This window comes from Pseudomonas sp. B5(2017) (assembly GCF_002112825.1).
GTDB lineage: Bacteria > Pseudomonadota > Gammaproteobacteria > Pseudomonadales > Pseudomonadaceae > Aquipseudomonas > Aquipseudomonas putida_Z.
The window spans coordinates 1-22108 of the sequence record NZ_NEIR01000022.1; the positions used below are offsets into that span (position 1 = coordinate 1).

Here is a 22108-nt window from a genome sequence, read left to right on the forward strand (position 1 = left end):
GGCTTGGGCTAGAGGGGTTTGGGCCTTGTGGAGGCTAGAAGCGGTGTGCTTTGGTGGTGCGCCGTGCGCGTTTGCAGGGCAGATAAAAGATCGCCTGTGCCGGCCCTTTCGCGGGTGAACCCGCTCCCACAGGTACTGCGCATGGCTTGAAATCAATGCGGTCGAGGTGGGAGCGGGCGAGCCCGCGAAAGGGCCGGCACAGGCAACAACGCTACATCGGCAACAACCGATCCTGAATCACCTCTTTCATCACCAGGGTCGAACTCAACCGCTTCACATTGGGAATGCTGGTCAGCTGCTCGTCATACAGCTTCTGGAACGCCGGCAAATCCTTGGCCACCACATGCAGCAGGTAATCCGGGTCGCCAAACAGCCGCTGCGCCTCGACGATCTGCGGGATTTCGGCCAGCGCCGCTTCAAAGTCCGCTACCGGCTGGCGGGTGACTTCGCGCAGGGTCACGAACACCAGCGCGGCAAAGTTCAGCCCCAGGGCGCTCGGCGCCAGGCGGGCGTGATAGCCAAGAATCGCCCCTGATTCCTCCAGTGCCTTCAAGCGCCGATGGCAGGGCGACAGGCTGAGCCCCACACGGTCTGCCAACTCGGTCACCGATAGCCGACCGTCTTTTTGCAGTTCGGCAAGGATTTTTCGATCAGTCCTGTCCATCGAGAAGGATCTTCCAGTAATTGAGGGCTGTTGGGGAATATACGAAAGAAAATCCCTCGGCGGAATCCGTAATCTTTCGTCATCCCAAAGCAGTGGAAAAAGGAAGATTCAAGTGGCTCTCAGTGTTCTGACGGCGTTCTGGGCCGTGTCGATGCTGTTCGTGATTACCCCGGGCGCGGACTGGGCCTACGCCATTTCGGCCGGCATGCGCGGGCGCTGGGTGATGCCCGCGGTGGCGGGGATGTTGTCGGGGCATTTCCTTGCGACCCTGGTGGTGGCGGCCGGGGTCGGCAGCCTGCTGGCCGGCCACCCGCTGGCGCTGACCTTGCTGACCCTGGCGGGGTGCAGCTACCTGCTGTGGCTGGGTGGCAACCTGCTGCTGAGCCCGGCATTGCCGGCGGCCGGGCAGGATGGTGCGGGGGAGTCGGGGTCCCGCTGGGCATTGAAAGGGTTTTGCGTCAGTGGCCTGAACCCGAAAGTGTTTTTGCTGTTCCTGGCGTTGTTGCCGCAGTTCACCGATCCGCAGTCGAGCTGGCCGGTGCCGTTGCAGATCTTGCTGCTGGGCCTGGTGCACCTGTGCAGTTCGCTGGTGATCTACTCGCTGGTCGGTTATGGCGCCAAAGCCGTGCTGAGCACCCGGCCGGGGGCGGCGAAGCTGGTTGGCCGGGTGTCGGGGGTGGCGATGATCACGGTGGCCCTGGGCTTGATAGCCGGCCAGATCAGCTGACTCACTGGCCTGCGCTGGCCCTTGTAGGAGCGGCCTTGTGTCGCGATAGGGCTGCAAAGCAGCCCCGACGATTTGTGCACCTGCGCTGAAATCCTGGGGCTGCTTTGCAGCCCTATCGCGACACAAGGCCGCTCCTACAGGTTGCCGCGTTAACCTGGCAGGCGAGTGCCAAGGGTAAAGACGACATGCATGGCCTCGGATAAACTCGCAGCACTTCAACGCACAACCAGGAAGTGCCCCATGCCCGAAACCACGCAACTGCTCACCTTCGCCCTGATCTGCCTCGGCATGGTCCTGACCCCAGGGCCGAACATGATCTACCTGATCTCCCGCTCGATCTGCCAGGGCCGCAAGGCCGGGCTGATTTCGTTGGGTGGTGTGGCCCTGGGCTTCGTCATCTACATGTTCTGCGCCGCGCTGGGCATCACCGCCCTGGTGATGGCCGTGCCTTTTGCCTACGACGCGCTGCGCATCGGTGGCGCGCTGTACCTGTTGTACCTGGCCTGGCAGGCGCTGCGCCCTGGTGGCCGTTCGCCGTTCCAGGTTCGCGACCTGCCTGCCGACAGCCCGCGGCGGCTGTTCACCATGGGCTTTGCCACCAGCCTGCTAAACCCCAAGATCGCCGTCATGTACCTGTCGTTGATGCCGCAGTTCATCGAGCCGGGGCATGGCAGCGTGCTGCTGCAGTCGCTGGTGCTGGGGTCGACGCAGATCGCCATCAGCGTTTCGGTCAATGCACTGATCGCGATCATGGCAGGGTCGATCGCCGTATTCCTCGCCGGTCGCCCGTTGTGGCAGCAGGTTCAGCGCTGGCTGATGGGTACGGTGCTGGCGGGCCTGGCCGTGCGCATGCTGGCCGAAGGGCGGCGCTGACCGCTAGGCCTCAGGCGGCGGCTCCTGGGGCAGGTACAAGGTAAAGGTGGTGCCCTGGCCTGGGACACTGTTCACTTGCACATCGCCCCCGGACTGCTTGGCAAAACCGAACACCTGCGACAGCCCGAGCCCGGTGCCTTCACCCGGTGCCTTGGTGGTGAAGAACGGGTCGAAGATGCGCTCCAGCAGTTCGGCGGCAATGCCGACACCGCTGTCGCTCACCGAAATCGCCGCGAACTGGCCCGGCTGTGGCGCCTGGCCGCGCAGGGCGGGCAGGCGCTGGTCGGCCTGCAGGCGCAGCTGCAAGGTGCCTTCGCCGGCCATGGCATCGCGGCCGTTGAGCATCAGGTTGATTACCGCGGTTTCCAGCTGGTTGAGGTCGGCGCGGATATGGCAAGGCGCCTGCGGCAACTGCAGCTCGACCTGGATCCGCGCACCGGTGGCCGTGTCGAGCATGTCGGCCATGGCCTCCAGCCGTGGCCCAACCTCGAACACTTGCGGGCTCAGGGCCTGGCGGCGGGCGAAGGCCAGCAACTGGCCGGTCAGCCTGGTACCGCGGTCGACAGTGTCGGACATGGTCTTGAGGTAGCGCTCGCGGCGCTGTGCATCGAGGTTGGGGCGCTGCAGAAAATGCAGCGACGAGCGAATGATGGTCAGTAGGTTGTTGAAGTCATGGGCCACGCCGCCGGTCAGTTGGCCGATGGCTTCGAGCTTCTGGGCCTGGCGCAGCACGGCTTCTGTGTGCAGCAACTGGCTGGTGCGTTCATCCACGCGCTGTTCGAGGGTGGCATTCAGCGCCTCCAGTGCCGCCATGGCCTCGCGCACTTCGATGTGGGCCTGCACCCGCTGGACGTGCGCCCAGGAGCGCTCGGTGACTTCGCTGATCAGCGCCTGTTCATAGTGGGTCCATTCCCGTGGCGCCTTGTCGTGGATGGCCATCAGCGCGGTCAGCCGGCCGCCTTTGATCAGGGGCATGCAAATGGTCGCGGTAATGCCGATGGCCTGGAAGGTGGCAGCTTCCTCGGGGGACAGCTCGCTCAGGTTGTCCTGGATGACCAACGGCAGGCCACTGCGCAGGCGGCCGAGCGCCAGCTTGCCGAAATCCTGCAAGCGATAGCGGCCCAACAGATGCGGCGAGCCGGGCGCCACAGCGTCACCGCAGATGGTGAAACCGTCTTCGTCGGGCTCCATCACCGCATAGGCGCAACTCGACAGTTGCAGGTGCTCGACCAGCATGCGCGTGGTAGTGGCAAGGATCTGGTCCGGGTCGGTGGCATCTGCCACGGCGCGGCCAAGGTCGTCGAGGAATTTCAGGCGCTGGTTGGCGAGCACGCTGGCGGTGGTTTCGGTGACTGTATCGAGCATGCCCAGCACCTTGCCGTCGTGGTCGCGGATGGGGCTGTAGCAGAAGGTGAAATAGGCCCGTTCGGGGCCGCCGTTGCGGTCGATGACGAGCGGGAAGTCTTCGATGTACACCGCCTCGCCGGCCAGGGCGCGGTTGGCCATGTGGCCGATGTCGGCCCAGGCTTCCTGCCACACGGCGCGGAAGGGGATGCCCAGGGCCGAGGGCTTTTGCCCGAGTATCGGCGAGAAAGCGTCGTTGTGCAGGGTGAGCAGGTCAGGGCCCCAGAGCACGGCTTGCGGGAAGCGCGAGGCCAGGCACAGGGCCAGGCTGGTTTTCAGCGGGTCGGGCCAGTGCTGCAGCGGGCCCAGTGTGGTGGCGGCCCAATCGTGGTTGCGGATGCGCTCGGCCATCAGCCCGCCGCCGTCTAGCCATTTTGCCATGTGCTCTGCTGGTCCTTTTGCGTAAGGCCTTAAGGGTGCATCCAGAATAGACGTTTGGCGAGAATTTTTGGTGGCTGTACCGGCCTCTTCGCGGGCTTGCCCGCTCCCACAGGGATAGCACATTGCTCAAGCTTTGCGCCGTACAGGTGGGAGCGGGCAGGCCCGCGAAGAGGCCGGTACAGGCTAGCGAATGAAGTGCACCTTGCCAGTGTCGTCATTGCCCATGTAGATGCCATAAACCCCGGCCTGCCGCTCGAGGATATAGCGCTCGAGAATCTGCCGGATTGCCGGGTAGTAGATTTCGTCCCACGGGATCTCGTCCGGTTCGAAGAACCTGTACGCCAGCGTTTCCGCCCCGTACTGCCCGGTTTCCTCGGTGGCGATGGCGCGGAAGATGATGTAGACCTCGCTGATCCTCGGGACGCTGAAGATCGAGTACGGCGAGACGATTTCGGCGCGTACGCCGCTTTCTTCCCAGACCTCGCGCAGGGCCGCCTGCTCGGTGGTTTCGCCGGCCTCCATGAACCCGGCCGGCAAGGTCCAGGTGCCGGGGCGCGGTGGGATGGCGCGCTGGCACAGCAGGTACTTGCCATCACGCTCGATGATGCAGCCGGCGATGATCTTCGGGTTGATGTAGTGGATGTAGCCGCAGCCGGTGCAGTGCAGGCGTTCGTGGGTGTCGCCTGTGGGAACGCCCCGGGCCAGTTCCGTGGTGCAGTGCGGGCAGTAGCGCGGGGCGTTGGGCATGATCGCTGGCCTGTGGGTGGCTTATATGCGTGGGTCCTTCAAGGCCAGGGGCTCGACCATCTCGCGCACCTTGACGTTGTCATCCTGCTTTTGGCGCAGGTAGTCCAGGGCCACCTTGGCGGCGGCGCGGACGTGGTCGACCGAGGCCTGGTGGGCAACCAGCGGGTCGCCGCTCTTGATCGCCTCGACGATCTTTTCCATTTCGCGGTTGCTGGCGCCGCGGCGGTTCTCCTGCGACACCGAGGTGGCGCGCAGGTAGCTGATGCGCGCCTGCAACTGGCGCAGCTGCTGGGCCGCCACCTGGTTGCCGGAGCCTTCCAGCAGCACATCGTAGAAACCTTGTACCGAGTCCAGCACCTGTTGCAGTTCGCCTTCCTCGAGGGCTTCGCGGTTGACCTCCAGCGCGCGTTCCAGGGCGCGGATGTCCTTGGCCTTGGCGTTGAGGGTGAACAGCTGCACGATCAGGCCTTCGAGCACGCAGCGCAGCTCGTAGATGTCGCGGGCGTCTTCCAGGGTGATGATGGCCACGCGCGGGCCCTTGGCGTCGGCGAATTCCACCAGGCCTTCGGACTCCAGGTGGCGCAGGGCTTCACGCACCGAGGTGCGGCTGACCCCGAGGCGGTCGCAGAGGTCGCGCTCGACCAGGCGGTCGCCTGGCAGCAGGTGGAAATTCATGATCGCGGCGCGCAGCTTGTCGAGCACGATTTCGCGCAGGGTAACGGGGTTGCGGTTGACCTTGAAGCTGTCGTCGAGTGGCTGGCGTTTCATCAAGTGCGCTCTTAAAGAGGTTGCCCGGCCGCAACCGCAACAGCACCACGAACCTTGGGTGCTCCTTGCGTGGGTTCGAACAGCCCGGTGTTAACGGGTTGACTCCGCATCGGCTTCAGCGAACGCTTCGCGGGCCAGGCGGAAACTGTCCACCGCCGCGGGCACGCCGCAATAAATGCCGACCTGGAGCAGGATCTCGCGAATCTGTTCACGGCTCAGGCCATTACGCAAGGCGCCGCGAATGTGCAGCTTGAGCTCGTGGGGCCGGTTGAGCGCGGAAATCATGGCCAAGTTTATCATGCTGCGCTCTTTGAGCGACAAGCCTTCGCGGCCCCAGACATGGCCCCAGCAGTATTCGGTGACCAGCTCCTGCAACGGCTTGGTGAAGTCGTCGGCGTTCTGGATAGAGCGGTTGACGTAGTCCTCGCCCAGCACCTGGGTGCGGATCTGCAGGCCTTTTTCGTACTTTTCATTGTTCATGTGCAGTACTCCGGATCAAAACAGAGTCATCGGTGTTGGCTTCTTCGCGGGCTTGCCCGCTCCCACAGGGATTGCACAGGTGCTGAAACCTGCGCTGTACCTGTGGGAGCGGGCGAGCCCGCGAAGAAGCCAACGCGGTCTATCAACCCAAGGGCGGCAGGGCGCCCAGCTTGCCCTTGTGGTAGACCATCGGGGTCACCGGCTCGGCCGGCAGCACCAGGTTCTTCACCGCGCCGACGATGATCGCGTGGTCACCGCCGTCGTACTCGCGCCACAGTTCGCACTCGATGATCGCCGTGGCCTTGGCCAGCAGCGGGTTGCCCAGCTCGCTCAGGTGCCAGTCGATGCCTTTGGCCTTGTCCTTGCCCTTGCCGGCGAAGGCATAGGCCTCGGCGGTCTGGTCGGCGGACAGCAGGTGAATCGCGAACTGCTTGCTGTCACGCAGGATGGGGTAGGTGTCGGATGCGTAGTTGGGGCAGAACAGCACCAGCGCCGGGTCGATCGACAGCGCGCTGAACGCGCTGGCGGTGATGCCGACGATGCCACCGTCGGCGTCGAGGGTGGTGACCACCGTGACGCCGGACGGGAAGGAGCCCATCACGTCTTTGTAGATGCCTGGTTCGATCATCTTGTGCTACCTCTTAGCGCATCACAAACGGGTCGGGCATCGGCGCGGTGGACAGGTTGATCCACACCGTCTTCAGCTCGGTATAGGCCAGCACCGAATCGATGCCGCTCTCACGGCCGTAGCCGCTGTTCTTGAACCCGCCGATCGGCGCCATGGCCGACACGGCACGGTAGGTGTTGACCCATATGATCCCCGAACGCACGTCGCGGGCCAGGCGGTGGGCACGGCCCAGGTCGCGGGTCCAGATGCCGGCGGCCAGGCCGAACTGCGAGTCGTTGGCGATGGCCAGGGCCTCTTCCTCGGTCTTGAAGCGGATTACCGCGGCAACCGGGCCGAACACCTCTTCCTGCATGATGGTCATCGAGTTGCTGTCGCACTCGAACAGGGTCGGCTCGTAGAACCAGCCGTCACCCTCGACCTCGGCACGCTTGCCGCCCATGTGCAGCTTGGCGCCCTCGGCCTTGGCCGCGGCCACCAGGCCTTCGACCACGGCCAGCTGTTGCGCGGTGGCCATGGGGCCCATTTCGCTGGCATCGTCCTGCGGGTTGCCGATGCGGATGCGCTTGGCGCGAGCGATCAGGCGTTCGACGAACTCGTCGAAGATCTCGTCCTGCACCAGCAGGCGCGAGCCGGCCACGCAGCTTTGCCCGGAGGCGGCATAGATGCCGGCCACGGCGCCGTTGATGGCGCTGTCCAGGTCGGCATCGGCGAAGATGATGTTCGGCGACTTGCCGCCCAGCTCCAGCGACAGCTTGGCGAAGTTCTCGGCGCTGCTGCGCACCACGTGGCGGGCGGTGGCGGCGCCGCCGGTGAAGGCTATCTTGCGCACCAGCGGGTGGCGGGTCAGCGCCGCGCCGGTGCTGGGGCCGTAGCCGGTGACCACGTTGACCACACCGGCCGGGAAGCCGGCCTCGAGGGCCAGGCGGGCCAGCTCGAGGATGGTCGCCGAGGCGTGCTCGGACGGCTTGAGCACGATGGTGTTGCCGGCGGCCAGGGCCGGGGCCAGCTTGATTGCGGTGAGGTACAGCGGGCTGTTCCACGGGATGATCCCGGCCACCACGCCGATCGGCTCGTGCACGGTGTAGGCGAACAGGTCGGGCTTGTCCAGCGGCAGGGTGCCGCCTTCAAGCTTGTCGGCAAGGCCTGCGGTGTAGTGGAAGAACTCCGGCAGATAGCCGACCTGGCCGCGGGTTTCGCGGATCAGCTTGCCGTTGTCACGGCTTTCCAGCTGGGCCAGGTGTTCCTTGTTTTCGGCAATCAGGTCACCCAGGCGACGCAGCAGCTTGCCGCGCGCGGTGGCGGTGATGCTGCGCCACTCCTTGCTGTCGAAGGCACGCTGGGCGGCCTGCACGGCCAGCTCCACATCGGCCTCGTCGGCGTCGGGCAGTTGCGCCCAGGCCTGAGCGGTGGCCGGGTTGAGGCTGTCGAAGGTCTTGCCGCTCTGGGCATCGCGCCATTGGCCGTCGATGCACATCTGGAAACGAACGAGGGTCATGCAACAATCCCCTTGGCGGATTCGGTGAGGGTGCGGGCTTGCGCGAGGAAGTCCAGCAGCATCTTGTTGACTTCACGCGGTGCTTCCACCGGCATCATATGCCGTTGCTCGGCGAGGACCACGCTGTGCGCGCCAGGAATGCTGGCGGCAAGCTGGCGGGTCATGGCCGGGGTGGAGCCCGAGTCGAGTTCGCCGGTGGCGATCAGCGTCGGCACCTGGATACTGGCCAGGTCGGCGGCGCGGTACATGTCCTGGGTGGCGAACAGCGAATAAGTGGTGTGGTAGCCCTGCGGGTCGTTGCTCGCCAGCACCTGGCGAATGGCGGCGACCTGCGCCGGGTTGGCAGCCTTGTATTCACGGCTGAACCAGCGGTCGAGCGCGGCGTCGACGTTGGCGTCGGGGCCCAGCTGCGCAGCCTGGGCGGCGCGGGCGATAACGCCGGCACTCTGCTCGGGGGTGCGGTTGAACACACTGTTGAGCACTACCAGTGCGGCCAGGCGCTGCGGGTAGCCGAGGGCGAACGCCCGGGCGACCAGGCCGCCCATGGAGAAGCCGATCACGGTGGCTTGCGCGATCTGCAGGTGGTCGAGCAGTTCGGCGAGCTGGGCGGCATAGCCTTCCAGGCCGATGTCCGCGGCTGGCAGTGCGCTCTGGCCGTGGCCGAGCATGTCGTAGGCGATGACGCGGTAGTCGTTGGCCAGGCCAACGAACTGACCGCCCCACATTTCCTTGTTCAGGCCCACGCCGTGAATCAGTACCACGGGTTGGCCCTGGCCGACGGACAGGTAGCTGGTGCCGGCGGGTGTGCGTTCAGCGACAGGCTGAATCATGGAGGGCGCTCCTTGAAGGTCGGGCGCGGCGGGTAAGCACGCCACGCCCCGGCCCGTCTTGGTTGTTGTTATTGAGCGTTGGCTTTTTCGGCAGCCAGTTCTTCCAGGTCGATGTAGCGGTTGCCGATGCGCGGGTGCAGGCGGCCGCCGTCGGAGGCGCCCAGGACCACGACGATTTCATCGGCGCGCGGGGCATCTTCGATCTGCATTTCCAGGGTGATGTAGTGCGAGCGCAGGCCTTCGTCGTCCTTCTGCATCATCGGGATCTGGATCGAGGTGCCCGGGCCGCCGCGCTTGTTGGTGAAGCTCAGGTAGCTCTTGGCCTGTACCGCTTCGCGGTAGTGGTTGCCGAAGCGCAGGGTGTGGATCACCGCCGAGGCGTGTTCGATTTCGCCGTCGGCACCGACGACTGCGGCCTTGCCGTAGGCTTCGATCTTGTCGGCGCCGCCGATGGCTGCAGTCAGGCGCTCGACCATCAGGGCACCCAGGTCCGAGCAGTTGGCACGGATTTCCGGCTTCAGATCTTCAACGAAACCGCGACCGGCCCATGGGTTTTTGATCACGACGGCCAGGCCGACCATGGTCACCGGCTTGTCGGTGGCCTTGCCGCCTTCGATGCGGGTCTCTTCGGAGTAGGTGACGATCTTGCGGATTTCGAAACTCATGGGTGGCTCCTGGTGAGGGTTATCAGCTCTTGTTGTCTGATGGTATACCATAATATTTGTTGTGCAAGAGGTGGCTGGAAATTTCTCTTGCGAGGGGACGAAAGGCGCTGTGTATCGGGGTTTTTGTGGCGTTCTGTACCGGCCTCTTCGCGGGTGAACCCGCTCCCACAGGTACCCCACAGGGTTCATGGTCTGCGCCATACCTGTGGGAGCGGGTTTACCCGCGAAGAGGCCGGTACAGGCAACGGATCAATCCCCAAAAAAAAGCCCGCTCACGCGGGCCACGGGGCCCACGGGAGCGGGCGCGTCCCGCAATGTTTCAGGTAATGGGAAATCAGGCGAACGCCGGCACCACTTCCTTGATGAACAGCTCCAGCGATTTCTTCTTCTCGGCGTGGGGCAGGCTGTTGTCGCACCAGAAGCTGAACTCGTCGACGCCAAGTTCCTGGTAGTACTTGATACGCGCGATGACCTCTTCCGGCGTGCCGATCATGGTGTTCTTGCGGATGTTCTCCAGCTCGAACGCCGGCACTTCGGCGAACTTCGATTCCGGGCTCGGCTCGAGGAAGCCGTTGACCGGGGTGGTCTTGTTGCCGAACCAGGCATCGAAGGTGCGGTAGAAGCGCGAGATGGCCTGGGCGCCGACTTTCCAGCCTTCCGGCTCGGCCGGGCTGTGCACGTGGGTGTGGCGCAGCACCATCAGTTGTGGGCGCGGCACGCCTGGGTTGTTGTCCAGGGCAGCCTGGAACTTGTTCTTCAGGTCCAGCACTTCCTCGTCACCCTTCATCAGCGGGGTGACCATGACGTTGCAGCCATTGGCCACGGCGAAGTTGTGCGAGTCCGGGTCGCGAGCGGCGATCCACATCGGTGGGGTGGCGTTGAACGGCTTCGGCACGCTGGTAGATGTGGGGAACTTGTAGACTTCGCCGTCATGGGCGTAGTCGCCTTCCCACAGCTTGCGCACCACCGGCACCATTTCGCGCAGGGCCTTGCCGCCGTCGGTGGCCGGCATGCCGCCTGCCATGCGGTCGAATTCGAACTGGTAGGCGCCACGCGCCAGGCCCACTTCCATGCGGCCATTGCTGATCACGTCGAGCAGGGCGCATTCGCCCGCCACGCGGATCGGGTTCCAGAACGGCGCGATGATGGTGCCGGCGCCCAGGCGGATCTTGTCGGTGCGCGCAGCCAGGTAGGCCAGCAGCGGCATCGGGCTTGGCGAAATGGTGTATTCCATGGCGTGGTGTTCGCCGATCCACACGGTGCTGAAACCGCCGTTCTCGGCCATCAGGGTCAGTTCGGTCAGGTCTTCGAACAGCTGGCGGTGGCTGACCTGTTCATCCCAACGTTCCATGTGCACGAACAACGAAAATTTCATGGGGCTTTCCTCAACGCTTGAAAGGGGCTGGCGCCTGGCAGGGTTGGCACCAGCGGTCTCGATTCAGAATAGGCTTCAGGCAAAGGCCGGCAGGCTGGCCATCTTGCCGCGGCAGTACACCATCGGCCGTGGCGCCTCTTCAGGGACGATCAGGTTGTGCACCTTGCCGACCATGATGGCGTGGTCGCCACCTTCGTATTCGCGCCACAGTTCGCATTCGATGACCGCGGTGGCACCGGCCAGGATCGGGTTGCCCAGTTCGCTCAGGGACCACTCGATACCACTGGCCTTGTCCTTGCCCTTCTTGGCGAACGCATAGGCTTCGGCCTGCTGTTCACCGGACAACAGATGAATGGCGAAGCGCTTCTGCCTGATCAGCACGGGGTAGGAGTCGGAGGTGTAGTTGGGGCAGAACAGCACCAGCGGCGGGTCCATCGACAGGGAGGAGAAGGCGCTGGCGGTCAGGCCGACGACCGAGCCATCGTCGTCCAGGGTGGTGATGACGGTAACGCCGGACGGGAAGGAGCCCAGGACATGCTTGTAGACGGTTGCGTCGATCATCTGGTGTACCTCTATAGGGCTGCGGTGGTCCGCGGTTTTTATCGTTGATGTGTCTGATGGTATACCGTAATACCTATTTTGCAAGCGGAATTTTCAAGCTAGGGTATTGCGCGATGAACGGCTCAAGCCCGCGTATACCGTGGCTTTGAGCGGTGAGGCGGTTTGCCGCAGGGGTTGCGCGAGCGGATCAGTGGGCGTTTTTTCCTACGCATCAGTGTTGTCAAAAGTTTGGAATACCATAATATGGTCCGCAGCTGAGAGGCCGCCTAGATGCGGTTTCCTTACAAAGATAAAAACGACCTTTCGAGCTGAATCCTATGTCCCAACCGTCGTCGCAACACCAGTTTGTCGAGAATCACACGGTCGATTACGTTCCACCTGCCGAGCGCCACGGGAAGGCGCGCGACCTGTTCACCCTCTGGTTCAGTACCAACATCGCGCCACTGCCCATCGTCACCGGCGCCATGGTGGTCCAGGTGTTCCACCTGAACCTGTTGTGGGGCCTGGTCGCCATCGTGCTGGGCCATCTGGTCGGGGGCGTGGTCATTGCCCTTGCTTCTGCGCAGGGACCGCAGCTGGGCATTCCGCAAATGGTGCAGAGCCGTGGCCAGTTCGGCCGCTACGGCGCCTTGCTGATCGTGTTCTTCACCGCGCTGATCTATGTCGGCTTCTTCATTTCCAACATCGTCCTGGCGGGCAAGACCATCCACGGCATCACCCCTAGCGTGCCGATGCCGGGCGCGATCGTGATCGGTGCGCTGAGTGCCACCGCCATTGGCGTGATCGGTTACCGCTTCATCCACATCCTCAACCGCATCGGTACCTGGGTGATGGGTTCGGCGTTGCTGGCCGGTTTCATCATGATGTTCGCCCAGGAACTGCCGGCCGACTTCTTCAGCCGTGGCGCGTTCAACCTGTCGGGCTTCATCGCCACCGTGTCGCTGGGCACCATCTGGCAGATCAGCTTCTCGCCGTATACCTCCGACTACTCGCGCTACCTGCCGCGTGAAGTGGGCATTGCCAAGCCGTTCTGGGCCACCTACTTCGGCGCTACCCTGGGCACCATCCTGTGCTTCAGCTTTGGTGCGGTGGCGGTGCTGTGCGTGCCGGAAGGTACCGATGCGATGGACGCGGTCAAGCAGGCCACCGGCTGGCTGGGCCCGATCCTGATGGTGCTGTTCCTGCTCAACATCATCAGCCACAACGCCCTCAATCTGTATGGCGCGGTGCTGTCGATCGTGACCGCGATCCAGACCTTCATCGCCGAGTGGACGCCGAGCATCAAGGTGCGGGTGGTGCTGGCTGCGGTGATTCTGGTGGGCTGTGGCATGGTCGCGCTGAATGCCTCGGCGGACTTCATCGGCCAGTTCATCGGCCTGATCCTGGCACTGCTGCTGGTGCTGGTACCGTGGGCATCGATCAACCTGATCGACTTCTACCTGATCAAGAAGGGCCAGTACGACATCGCCTCGATCTTCAGTGCCGACGGCGGCATCTATGGCCGCTTCAACCACCACGCGATCATTGCCTATGCCTGCGGCATCCTGGTGCAGTTGCCGTTTGCCAATACGTCGCTGTATGTGGGGCCGTATTCCAATATCGTCGAAGGGGCTGACCTGTCGTGGCTGTTCGGCCTGCTGGTGACGGTGCCGCTGTATTACTGCCTGGCGACCCGGGGCAAGGCTGCCGAGAAGGCGGGGCGGGTTGTGAGTGTCAATGACTGATAGAGAGTAGTTGCAGGTATTGGGGCCGCGTTGCGCCCCTTCGCGGGCACGCCCGCTCCCACAGGTTTCATGTTGCCCTTGCAGGCTGCACTATCCCTGTGGGAGCGGGCATGCCCGCGAAGGGCCACAATGCGGCCCCGGTTATTTCAGCTTGCACCTCGCTGCGGTCAGACGATCGCGATCAGCGGGTCGGCAGCGGCCAGTGCCAAGGCGCGATCAGCCGCTGGCGGGTAGATCCACACCGAGTTGATCTGGCGCTTGAGGTCTTTGCCTTCCTGGCCGTGCAGCTTCAGTTCGCGCTCCCAACCCTCGCTGAACGTCGCGCCCCATTCGCCCAGGTCCAGGCAGGTGACGTACTTGGGCTGGCGGTACACCACCGGCTGCAGGCCGAGCAGGTCGGCCGCGGCGTTGTTGCCGGAGTGGCGGCCCATGGGGATGGCGTGCTGGCAGGTCATCAGGGCGTGGTTGCCCAGCTCGTCCACAGCGGCCCAGGCAGTATCGCCTGTGGCGTACACATGGTCCTGGCCCAGCACCTTCAGGTGGCCGTCCACTTTCAGCCGGCCGAAGTTGTCGCGCTCGCCGGCAACCTGTGCGGTCAACGGGCTGGCCTTCACGCCAACGGTCCAGATCACGGTGTTGCTGGCGATATGCTCGCCGTTGTCCAGGGTAACGCCACCGGCATCGACCGCTACCACCGAGGCCCCGGCCTTCCACTCGACCCCGGCTTGTTCGCAGGCGGCGATGATCGACGGCGTGATACCCGCGCCCAGCGCCGCACCAACTTGCGCACCACGGTCGACCACCACCACCCGCAACGCGGCACTGGCACCGAGGATGGCACGCAGGCGGGCAGGCATTTCCGTGGCGGTTTCAATACCTGTGAAGCCACCACCGCAGACCACCACAGTGTTGCGTGCAGGCGAAGCGGGCTGGGCGGCCAGGCCGACCAGGTGCTGTTCCAGGCGCATGGCCGATTCCATCTGGTCGACATCGAATGCATGTTCGGCCAGGCCAGGCACTGCCGGGCGTGCGACCTGGCTGCCGGCGGCAAGGATCAGGCGGTCGTAGGCGATCTGTTGCCGGTGCCCCTGGGCGTCGGTGTAGCTGACGCTGCGCCCTTCGGTATCGATGCTGTCGGCGTTGCCCGGAATGAAGTGAATGCCCACGGCTTCGAACAGCTCGCCCAGCGGGGCCTTCATGCCGTGCACGTCGGCCTCGTAGAAGCGCGGGCGGATGCGCAGTTCAGGCTGCGGAGCGAGGACGCTGATGTTGATGTCAGGACGCTGGGCCTGATCGAGCAGGCGCGCAGCGCTCAGGGCGCTCCATACACCGGCAAAGCCGGCACCGATGATGAGGATGTTCGATTTCATGAAGGTGCTCCGCAAGGTTCGAAAGGGGCTTCGAGGGCGGGTTGTGTGCCTCTCGAATAACTACGACTGTATTGATCGCAGTTTGTGCGTGCAAGTCTTTTTTTCCGCATGCCGACACTCCGCATCACCATTTCGCGGCTCGAATAGCTGTATTTACTGGGCTTAAGGGAAAACCAAGGCCGACCGGCGGCAGCTTTGCGCTTTGCGGTGCGGATGCTATCGGCGTATTATTTGCGACAAGATTGGTCGGAGATAGATATGTCGCTCTACAGTGCTGGCGTCGAATACGGTATCCATTGCCTGCTGTTCCTGGTGGACGAGCGGGGCGACTCGCGCGAGTCCAGCGTGCGCGACCTGGCGGAGTTGCAGGGTGTACCCCAGGAGTACCTGGCCAAGGTCTTTACCAAGCTGGCCCGTGCCGGGCTGGTGGCCGCCACCGAGGGCGTGCGTGGCGGCTTCCGGCTGGCGCGGCCGTCGGATGAAATCACCGTGCTGGATATCGTCAATGCCATCGATGGGCCAAAGAAGATCTTCGACTGCCGCGAAGTTCGCGAGCGTTGCAGCCTGTTCGAGGGTTCGCCGCCGGGTTGGGCGACCGAGGGCACCTGCGCGATCCATGCGGTGATGCTGGGTGCGCAGAAGCGCATGGAAGAGGCCTTGGCGCAGCAGACCATCCTTGATCTGGCGCGGCGGTTCGGGCGCAAGGCGCCGGCCGAGTTCGGGCAGAAGGTCAATGCCTGGATGGGTGAGCGGCGGGAGGGCAAAGGGGCAGGGGATATTCCGGTCAGTCAGGTCTGAATCTGCTGCCAGTGCCGGCCTCTTCGCGGGTAAACCCGCTCCCACAGGTACCCCACAAGTTCCAGAGATTCTGATATCCCTGTGGGAGCGGGTTCACCCGCGAAGAGGCCAGTGCAGGCTAACGCCCCTCATGCTGCCGCCGATACGCCCCCGGCTGCACCCCCACCGCCTTGGCGAACGCCCGGGTAAATGCCGCCACCGACTGATACCCCACCTGCGCCCCCACCTGCTCCACGGTATGCCCCGCCCGCAGCAACTGGCTGGCATGGCGCATGCGCAACGCCAGCAGTACTTGCCCCGGCGACTGTCCCGCCAGTTCATTGAAACGCTTGAAAAACGCCGACCGCGACAACCCGGTGCAGGCGGCCATGCTTTCCAGCGTCCACGCTTGCCCCGGTTGCTCGATCAGCTGCTCCAGCAACCCGGCAAACGCCGGTTGCCGGGCGAGGGCGACCAGCCCGCCCAGCGATTGCCCGGCATGCACCTGCTGGCGCAGCACATACAGGAACAACAAGTGCGTCAGCCGCTCCAGCAACGCCTGTGACGGCCCGGCGGCGCGCCGGCATTCCTCCAGGATCAGCTCGAACAACGCCCGCGCCGCATGCCCGGCCGGTTCATCGGCGCGCAGCAATATCCAGTCGGCCAGGCCGTCGACAATCAGCGCCGACAAGCCCGGCCTGAAGTGGAAGAAACCACATACCAGCCCCACGCCATCGACCGCATCGGCGTCCATGGGCTGCATGTGCTGGCGTGGCTGGGCGCAGGCACTGGCCGGGTCCTGGTCGCTGGCCAGGCGATAGCCGAGGTCGCGCAGCAGGAACACCGCATCGCCGGCCTCCAGGCGCAGTGCCTCGGGCTGGCCGTCGATGTGCAGCCAGCAATGCCCTTGCACCACCAGGTGGAAGCTGGCCCGGCTCATGCCTTGGGTGCTGGCGTGCCAGCCGCCGCAGTAGCGGCCCACATGAAACAGGCTGGCATCGAGCTCCAGGCCCTCTAATAACCAATCGACAAGGTGGCTGGACGAAATCATCTAATGCAAAGACTCAAGAGCAAGGAAAGGCGACTGATGAATATGGAGGGTAGTTCTTATAACCAACAGACTGTAGTGACACCCATCAAAGGAGACCACTCCATGTCCTCGCGCATTACTTTACACACGCTGCAGAGCGCCCCGGAAGCGGCCCGTCCGTTCCTCGAGAACGCCCAGAAGAATTCCGGCTTCATCCCCAACCTGCTGGGCGTGCTGGCCAATGCCCCGGCGGCGCTGGAAACCTACGTGACCGTTTCGGCACTCAACGGCAAAGCCGAACTGAGCCTGGCCGAGCGTGAAGTGGTGCAGCTGATTGCCGCCACCCAGCATGGCTGTGACTTCTGCGTGGCCGGCCACACGGCCGTGGCCCTGAACAAGGCCAAGCTGCCGCAGGAGGTGGTCGATGCCCTGCGTGCCCGTGGCGAGCTGCCCGATGCCCGGTATGAAACCCTGGCCGCGTTCGCCCGCGAAGTCATCGCCACCCGTGGCAATGTCAGCGAGGCCACTTACCAGGCCTTCCGCGCAGCCGGTTTCAGCGAAGGCAACGCCCTGGAGGTGATTCTGGGCGTGAGCCTCGCAACCCTGTGCAACTTTGCTAATGTGTTCGCCCAGACGCCGCTCAATGACGAGCTCGGCAAGTACCGCTGGCAACCTTCTGCATGATCCGCGCGTGACACCGGTCGTACCGCGATCGTTGTAGGAGCGGCCTTGTGCCGCGAATGGGCCGCCAAGCGGCCCCGGCGTTTTCAAAGGAGCAAGACCATGCAAGATTGTGCATTTCGACACTGGCTGGATGCCAATGCCGAGGCCATTGACCGCGGCCAGTGCGAGCCGCAGCTGGTGCTGGCGCAAATCGCCGAATCGCAGCTGCTGCGGGTCGGTGTCGACCCGGCCCTGGGCGGCACGGGCGGGCAGGTGACCGACGCGGTCGAGGCCATTGCCGCGATCGCCAGCCGCTCGCTGGCAGCGGCGTTCGTCTGCTGGGGCCAGCGCGCCTTCATCGAATACCTGTTGCACAGCCCCAACCAGCCCCTGCGCGAGCGCCTGTTGCCGCGCCTGCTGACTGGCGAACTGGCCGGCGCCACCGGGCTGTCCAATGCCATGAAGTTCCTGTCCGGCATCGAAGCGCTGCAGGTGCGCGGGCGCCCGCAAGCCGATGGCTGGCAGCTGGAAGGGCGCCTGCACTGGGTGACCAACCTGCGCAAAAGCGGCTTCGTGGTGGCTGCGGCTATTGAAGACGAAGCCGGTGGTGCACCGTTCGTGCTGGCCATTCCGTCCGACGCGCAGGGCCTGGAGCGCTCCGACGACCTGCAACTGATGGGCCTGCAGTCGAGCAACACCGCGGCACTGGCCTTCCACCAGGTGCAATTGCAGCGTGGCTGGTTGTTGCACGAAAATGCCCGTGAGTTCCTGCCCCGGGTACGCCCGGCGTTCCTGGCGCTGCAGTGCGGCATGGCCATTGGCCTGGCGCGGCGGGCGCTGGCGGAAGTACAGGCACACCTGCATGGCCGTGCCTCGTTCCTCGACGAAGCACGCCAGGTGCTCGGCGAGCGCCTGGAAAACACCGTGAGCGAGCTCAAGCAGGGCCTGCTCGATGGGCGCTTCCAGCAGCAGCCGGCAGCCTTGTTCAAGCTGCGCATCACCCTGGCCGAAAGCGCTGCCGACGCCGTGCAACTGGAGTTGCAGGCCAGTGGTGGCAAGGCCTACCTCAGCGAGTATGGCGAAGGCTTTGCCCGCCGCTGGCGCGAGTCGGCCTTCGTGCCGATCGTCACGCCCAGCCTGGTGCAACTGCGCGCCGAACTGCAACGCCAGGCGGGCGCGGCATGAGCCAAGTGTTGCTCGAAGCCCGCGACATCAGCCTGGGCTACCCCCGCGAGGGTGGCTGGCAGGCGGTGCTGGCGCAGTTCGACCTGCAGCTGGCACCCGGCGAAGTGGTGACCATCCTCGGCCCCAGCGGGGTCGGCAAGTCCAGCCTGCTGCGGGTACTGGCCGGCCTGCAGCAGCCCCGCGGTGGCAGCGTGACCCTGCACGGCCAGCCGCTGCAGGGTCCGCACCCACGCCTGGCAGTGGCCTTCCAGGACCCGAGCCTGTTGCCCTGGCTGAGCCTGGAGAAGAACGTCGCCTTCGGCCTGGACTTCGCCCGCCAGCCAAAACTTGCCGCCGCCGAACGGCGCGCCCGCATCGACCATGCGATTGCCGCCGTGGGCCTGGCCCATGCTCGCGGCCAGTACCCGGCGCAGTTGTCCGGCGGCATGGCCCAGCGCACCGCGCTGGCCCGTTGCCTGGCCCGCCAGCCCGAAGTGCTGTTGCTCGACGAGCCTTTCGGCGCGTTGGATGAAGTGACCCGGGCCGACATGCAGCAACTGCTGCTGCAACTGATCGCCACCCACAACACGGCGGCGGTGCTGATCACCCACGATATCGACGAAGCCCTGCTGCTGTCCGACCGGGTCCTGCTACTGGGCAACCACCCAGCGCATACCCTCGGCCAGTGGCGCATCGACCTGCCGCAACCACGGACGCAGCGGGTCGAGGAACTGGGCGCCTTGCGCATCGAAATCCTCAAAACCCTTCGGCGGGCAAGCCGCACAGTCGAACCTACCCCAACCCCGTTGCCCTCGGAGGCTGTCCATGTGCATGGATGACTGCTGTTCCTCTTCTTCGCGTCGCGATTTCCTCAAGCTCGGCGCCATGCTCACGGCCGCCGGAGCACTGCCGTTGCTGTCGAGCCTGCAGGCCCGTGCCGCCGCCGAGCCGGACGCGCCAGTGCGTATCGGCTACCTGCCGATCACTGACGCCACGCCACTGCTGGTGGCGCACAACAACGGCCTGTTCGAGGCCGAAGGCATCAAGGCCGAGCGCCCGGTGCTGCTGCGCAGCTGGGCGCAGGTAATCGAGGCGTTCATCTCTGGCCAGGTCAACGTCATCCACCTGCTGTCGCCGATGACCGTATGGGCCCGCTACGGCAGCAAGGTGCCGGCCAAGGTGGTGGCCTGGAACCACGTGGGCGGTTCAGGCCTGACCGTGTCCCCGGACATCAGCGACATGAAACAGCTGGGCGGCAAGACCGTGGCCATCCCGTTCTGGTACTCGATCCACAACGTGGTGCTGCAACAGATGCTCAACGACAACGGCCTGACCCCGGTGTCGAAGCCGGCCAATGCGCCACTGGCCGGCAACGAAGTCAACCTGCTGGTATTGCCGCCGTCCGACATGCCGCCGGCGCTGGCCAGCAAACGCATCGCTGGCTATATCGTCGCCGAGCCATTCAACGCCCTGGCCGAGAACCTCAAGGTTGGCCGCGTGCAGCGCTTTACCGGCGATGTGTGGCGCAACCACGCCTGCTGCGTGGTGTTCATGCACGAGCACGACCTGAACAACCGCCCGGAGTGGTCGCAGAAGGTGGTCAACGCCATCGTCAAGGCCCAGCACTGGACCCGTGATCACCGCGCCGAGGCCGCCGCATTGTTGTCCAAGGCCGGCCCCAACAAGTACACCCCGCATGAACCAGCAGTGCTCGGCAAAGTGCTGGCCCCGGCCGCCGAGGACCGTGCCGGTTACATTGCCAGTGGCGCCATTCGCCACCAGCAGTGGGACGAAAAGCGCATCGATTTCCAGCCTTACCCGTTCCCCAGCTACACCGAAGAGCTGGTCAAGCGCCTGAAAACCACCCTGATCGAGGGCGACAGCGCGTTCCTGGCCGGCCTGGACCCGGCACAGACCGCCCGCGACCTGGTCGACGACCGCTTCGTGCGCAACGCCATCGCCAGCGTTGGCGGGCCGTCGGTGTTCGGCATCGCCGATAACTTCGAGCGTAGCGAGGAGTTCGCGGTCTGATGCGCACGCATGTCGTTCATGCCGGCCTGGGGCTGGCCGGGTTGCTGGGTTTGTTGCTGTTGTGGTGGGCCGGTGTCGCGCTGTTCGGCCAGGCCGATGGCCTGTCGGCGCGCTTTTCGCCGGCAGCGACCCTGGCCAGCCTGGTCGAGTTGTTGGGGCAGGGCGAGGTGTACGGGCATATCTGGGTCAGCCTCAAGCGTATCCTGGTCGGGCTGCTGCTGGCGCTGCTGATCGGCGTGCCGCTGGGCTTGCTGGTGGGCAGCTACCGGCACCTGGAGGCTGCGACCACACCGGCGTTCCAGTTCCTGCGCATGATCTCGCCGCTGTCGTGGATGCCGGTGGTGGTGATGCTGATGGGCGTGGGGGACCAGCCTATCTACTTCCTGCTGGCGTTTGCCGCGTTGTGGCCGATCTTGCTGAACACGGCGGCCGGGGTAAGGCAGCTGGACCCACGCTGGTTGCAGTTGAGCCGCAGTTTGAGTGCCACGCGCCGGGAGACCTTGTGCAAGGTGATCGTGCCCGGGGTGATCGGCCATGTGCTGACCGGCGTGCGCCTGGCCATCGGCATCCTGTGGATCGTGCTGGTGCCGTGCGAAATGCTCGGGGTGAGTGCGGGGCTGGGGTACTTCATTCTCGATACCCGCGACCGGCTGGCGTATTCCGAGCTGATGGCGATGGTGCTGCTGATCGGGGTGCTGGGGTTTGTGCTGGATGCCCTGGCGCGTGGGCTGCATCGGCGTTGGGTGCATGGCTGAGGGGCCAGTGGGGCTTCTTCGCGGCTAAACCCGCTCCCATAGAACTGCACATAACTCATTGAATTAACAGGGACCCTGTGGGAGCGGCTTTAGCCGCGAACACCGGCGCAGCCGGTGCCATGCACCGCGTTGGATTCTTCGCGGCTAAAGCCGCTCCCACAGGGTACGAGGATCGCTTGCGAATTCAGTTATCTGTGCGACAGCGCAGCCCAAAGGGCTGGGCAATCTCCCACAGGCCCTCGGATCAATGCACGGTCTTGCGCTGCCGTACACACTCCTGGGCCTGAGCGGTCAGTTCGTCCAGCCGCTCATCGCGCATCTGTTCCGCTTCGATCATCGCATCCTCACCCTGCTGGTTGAGCAGGTAGGTATGGATCTGCATCACTTCCGCCGTCTGGTAGATCGGCGCAATATCCAGCCGCCCGATCAGCGCGCCGCTAGCCCGCCCGGTACTGCTCATCAGTACCTGCGGCCCATTGGCGGCCACCACCTGCATGCCCATCGCCTCGAACCACGGTACCTGGCTGGCAAAGGCATTCAGCTCGACGCAGGCATGGCGTGCCTGCAGGTCGCCCAGCAGGGCGCGGGCGATGCCCTGGCGACGATGGCTGGCGCGCACGGCGAGGAATGCCAGGGCGCAGGCCTGTTCATCGTCCTCGGCCGGCAGCGACAGGGCAAACCCCAGCAATTGGTCCGGTGCCTCGGCATCCAGCGCCAGGGTCAGCGTCACGGCCAGGCCGCGGGTGCCGTCCAGTGCTTGCAGGTACTGGTGCACCTCCATGCCGACGCCGTACTGGTACAGCGGGTACAGCGGGTTGTCGGCACTGATGGCGACACTGCTCAGTTCGCCGACGTGGTGGATCACCAGTTCGCGGATCTGGTTCTGGAAAGATTCAGGCGGCACGCTGTCGAGGCGGCTCAGGATGAACATCGGGGGGCGGGCTCCGGCGGGTAGATGGACGGCCCGCGCCATGCGGGCGCGGGCTGTACAGTCTA

At 64.7% G+C, this 22108-nt stretch carries 23 protein-coding genes; 9 read left to right on the plus strand and 14 right to left on the minus strand.

Annotated features, from left to right (window positions below; genetic code table 11):
* Positions 1-211 precede the first annotated feature (211 nt).
* Positions 212-664, minus strand: a complete 453-nt coding sequence (locus tag CAG00_RS25605) for an Lrp/AsnC family transcriptional regulator (RefSeq protein ID WP_015270735.1) — start codon at positions 662-664, stop codon at positions 212-214.
* 112 nt (positions 665-776) lie between these two features.
* Between CAG00_RS25605 and CAG00_RS25610 the strand changes: the two genes are divergently transcribed.
* Positions 777-1391, plus strand: a complete 615-nt coding sequence (locus CAG00_RS25610) for a LysE family translocator (RefSeq protein ID WP_015270734.1) — start codon at positions 777-779, stop codon at positions 1389-1391.
* A 240-nt stretch (positions 1392-1631) separates the two neighbouring features.
* Positions 1632-2264, plus strand: coding sequence for a LysE family translocator (locus CAG00_RS25615; RefSeq protein WP_023660833.1), 633 nt, complete (start codon positions 1632-1634; stop codon positions 2262-2264).
* Positions 2265-2267: 3 nt separating this feature from the next.
* Here the strand turns inward: CAG00_RS25615 and CAG00_RS25620 are convergent, their stop codons facing one another.
* The 10 genes from CAG00_RS25620 to CAG00_RS25670 form a co-directional block, all read right to left on the minus strand.
* Positions 2268-4049, minus strand: coding sequence for an ATP-binding protein (locus tag CAG00_RS25620; protein WP_085665645.1), 1782 nt, complete (start codon positions 4047-4049; stop codon positions 2268-2270).
* Positions 4050-4232: 183 nt separating this feature from the next.
* The gene (locus CAG00_RS25625; RefSeq protein ID WP_085617095.1) at positions 4233-4796 is read right to left on the minus strand and encodes an NUDIX hydrolase; all 564 of its coding nucleotides are present in this window, start codon (positions 4794-4796) and stop codon (positions 4233-4235) included.
* A 21-nt stretch (positions 4797-4817) separates the two neighbouring features.
* Positions 4818-5564 (minus strand): GntR family transcriptional regulator, encoded by a 747-nt coding sequence (locus tag CAG00_RS25630; RefSeq protein WP_013973031.1) that lies wholly within the window; start codon positions 5562-5564, stop codon positions 4818-4820.
* A 90-nt stretch (positions 5565-5654) separates the two neighbouring features.
* Positions 5655-6044: a carboxymuconolactone decarboxylase family protein gene (locus tag CAG00_RS25635; RefSeq protein WP_085665646.1), complete on the minus strand. Its 390-nt coding sequence runs from the start codon at positions 6042-6044 to the stop codon at positions 5655-5657.
* A gap of 142 nt (positions 6045-6186) precedes the next feature.
* Positions 6187-6672: a flavin reductase family protein gene (locus CAG00_RS25640; RefSeq protein ID WP_003258675.1), complete on the minus strand. Its 486-nt coding sequence runs from the start codon at positions 6670-6672 to the stop codon at positions 6187-6189.
* Between the two features lie 13 nt (positions 6673-6685).
* The gene (locus CAG00_RS25645) at positions 6686-8167 is read right to left on the minus strand and encodes an aldehyde dehydrogenase (protein ID WP_015270730.1); all 1482 of its coding nucleotides are present in this window, start codon (positions 8165-8167) and stop codon (positions 6686-6688) included.
* Complete coding sequence (locus tag CAG00_RS25650) at positions 8164-8997, minus strand: alpha/beta fold hydrolase (protein ID WP_025338790.1); 834 nt, start codon at positions 8995-8997, stop codon at positions 8164-8166. Before CAG00_RS25650 ends, CAG00_RS25645 begins: the two co-directional genes overlap by 4 nt.
* 68 nt (positions 8998-9065) lie before the next feature.
* Positions 9066-9662: an amino acid synthesis family protein gene (locus tag CAG00_RS25655; protein ID WP_003258678.1), complete on the minus strand. Its 597-nt coding sequence runs from the start codon at positions 9660-9662 to the stop codon at positions 9066-9068.
* 334 nt (positions 9663-9996) lie between these two features.
* Positions 9997-11037 (minus strand): LLM class flavin-dependent oxidoreductase, encoded by a 1041-nt coding sequence (locus CAG00_RS25665; protein ID WP_085665648.1) that lies wholly within the window; start codon positions 11035-11037, stop codon positions 9997-9999.
* 75 nt (positions 11038-11112) lie between these two features.
* Positions 11113-11598, minus strand: coding sequence for a flavin reductase family protein (locus CAG00_RS25670; RefSeq protein WP_003259250.1), 486 nt, complete (start codon positions 11596-11598; stop codon positions 11113-11115).
* A gap of 317 nt (positions 11599-11915) precedes the next feature.
* Between CAG00_RS25670 and CAG00_RS25675 the strand changes: the two genes are divergently transcribed.
* A complete protein-coding gene (locus CAG00_RS25675; protein WP_025338792.1) occupies positions 11916-13322 on the plus strand; it encodes a cytosine permease in 1407 nt (468 codons plus the stop codon).
* Between the two features lie 167 nt (positions 13323-13489).
* On the opposite strand, the gene CAG00_RS25680 is transcribed toward CAG00_RS25675, so the two are convergent.
* Complete coding sequence (locus CAG00_RS25680; protein WP_085665649.1) at positions 13490-14692, minus strand: NAD(P)/FAD-dependent oxidoreductase; 1203 nt, start codon at positions 14690-14692, stop codon at positions 13490-13492.
* A 258-nt stretch (positions 14693-14950) separates the two neighbouring features.
* Between CAG00_RS25680 and CAG00_RS25685 the strand changes: the two genes are divergently transcribed.
* Entirely contained in the window at positions 14951-15490 is a 540-nt protein-coding gene (locus tag CAG00_RS25685) for an Rrf2 family transcriptional regulator (RefSeq protein WP_003259245.1), read from the plus strand.
* 118 nt (positions 15491-15608) lie between these two features.
* On the opposite strand, the gene CAG00_RS25690 is transcribed toward CAG00_RS25685, so the two are convergent.
* Positions 15609-16520, minus strand: a complete 912-nt coding sequence (locus tag CAG00_RS25690) for an AraC family transcriptional regulator (RefSeq protein WP_085665650.1) — start codon at positions 16518-16520, stop codon at positions 15609-15611.
* Positions 16521-16622: 102 nt separating this feature from the next.
* On the opposite strand from CAG00_RS25690, the gene CAG00_RS25695 reads away from it, so the two are divergent.
* From CAG00_RS25695 to CAG00_RS25715, 5 genes are all read left to right on the plus strand, one after another.
* The gene (locus CAG00_RS25695; RefSeq protein ID WP_003259243.1) at positions 16623-17183 is read left to right on the plus strand and encodes a carboxymuconolactone decarboxylase family protein; all 561 of its coding nucleotides are present in this window, start codon (positions 16623-16625) and stop codon (positions 17181-17183) included.
* Between the two features lie 99 nt (positions 17184-17282).
* A complete protein-coding gene (locus CAG00_RS25700) occupies positions 17283-18347 on the plus strand; it encodes an acyl-CoA dehydrogenase family protein (protein WP_085665651.1) in 1065 nt (354 codons plus the stop codon).
* Entirely contained in the window at positions 18344-19165 is an 822-nt protein-coding gene (locus CAG00_RS25705) for an ABC transporter ATP-binding protein (protein WP_025338798.1), read from the plus strand. Before CAG00_RS25700 ends, CAG00_RS25705 begins: the two co-directional genes overlap by 4 nt.
* A complete protein-coding gene (locus CAG00_RS25710; protein WP_085665652.1) occupies positions 19152-20357 on the plus strand; it encodes an ABC transporter substrate-binding protein in 1206 nt (401 codons plus the stop codon). Before CAG00_RS25705 ends, CAG00_RS25710 begins: the two co-directional genes overlap by 14 nt.
* Positions 20357-21112: an ABC transporter permease gene (locus tag CAG00_RS25715; protein ID WP_015270722.1), complete on the plus strand. Its 756-nt coding sequence runs from the start codon at positions 20357-20359 to the stop codon at positions 21110-21112. The genes CAG00_RS25710 and CAG00_RS25715 overlap by 1 nt, the downstream gene beginning before the upstream one ends.
* Before the next feature lie 244 nt (positions 21113-21356).
* On the opposite strand, the gene CAG00_RS25720 is transcribed toward CAG00_RS25715, so the two are convergent.
* On the minus strand, positions 21357-22043 hold the full coding sequence (locus tag CAG00_RS25720; RefSeq protein ID WP_025338801.1) for a GNAT family N-acetyltransferase: 687 nt from the start codon (positions 22041-22043) through the stop codon (positions 21357-21359).
* Positions 22044-22108 lie beyond the last annotated feature (65 nt).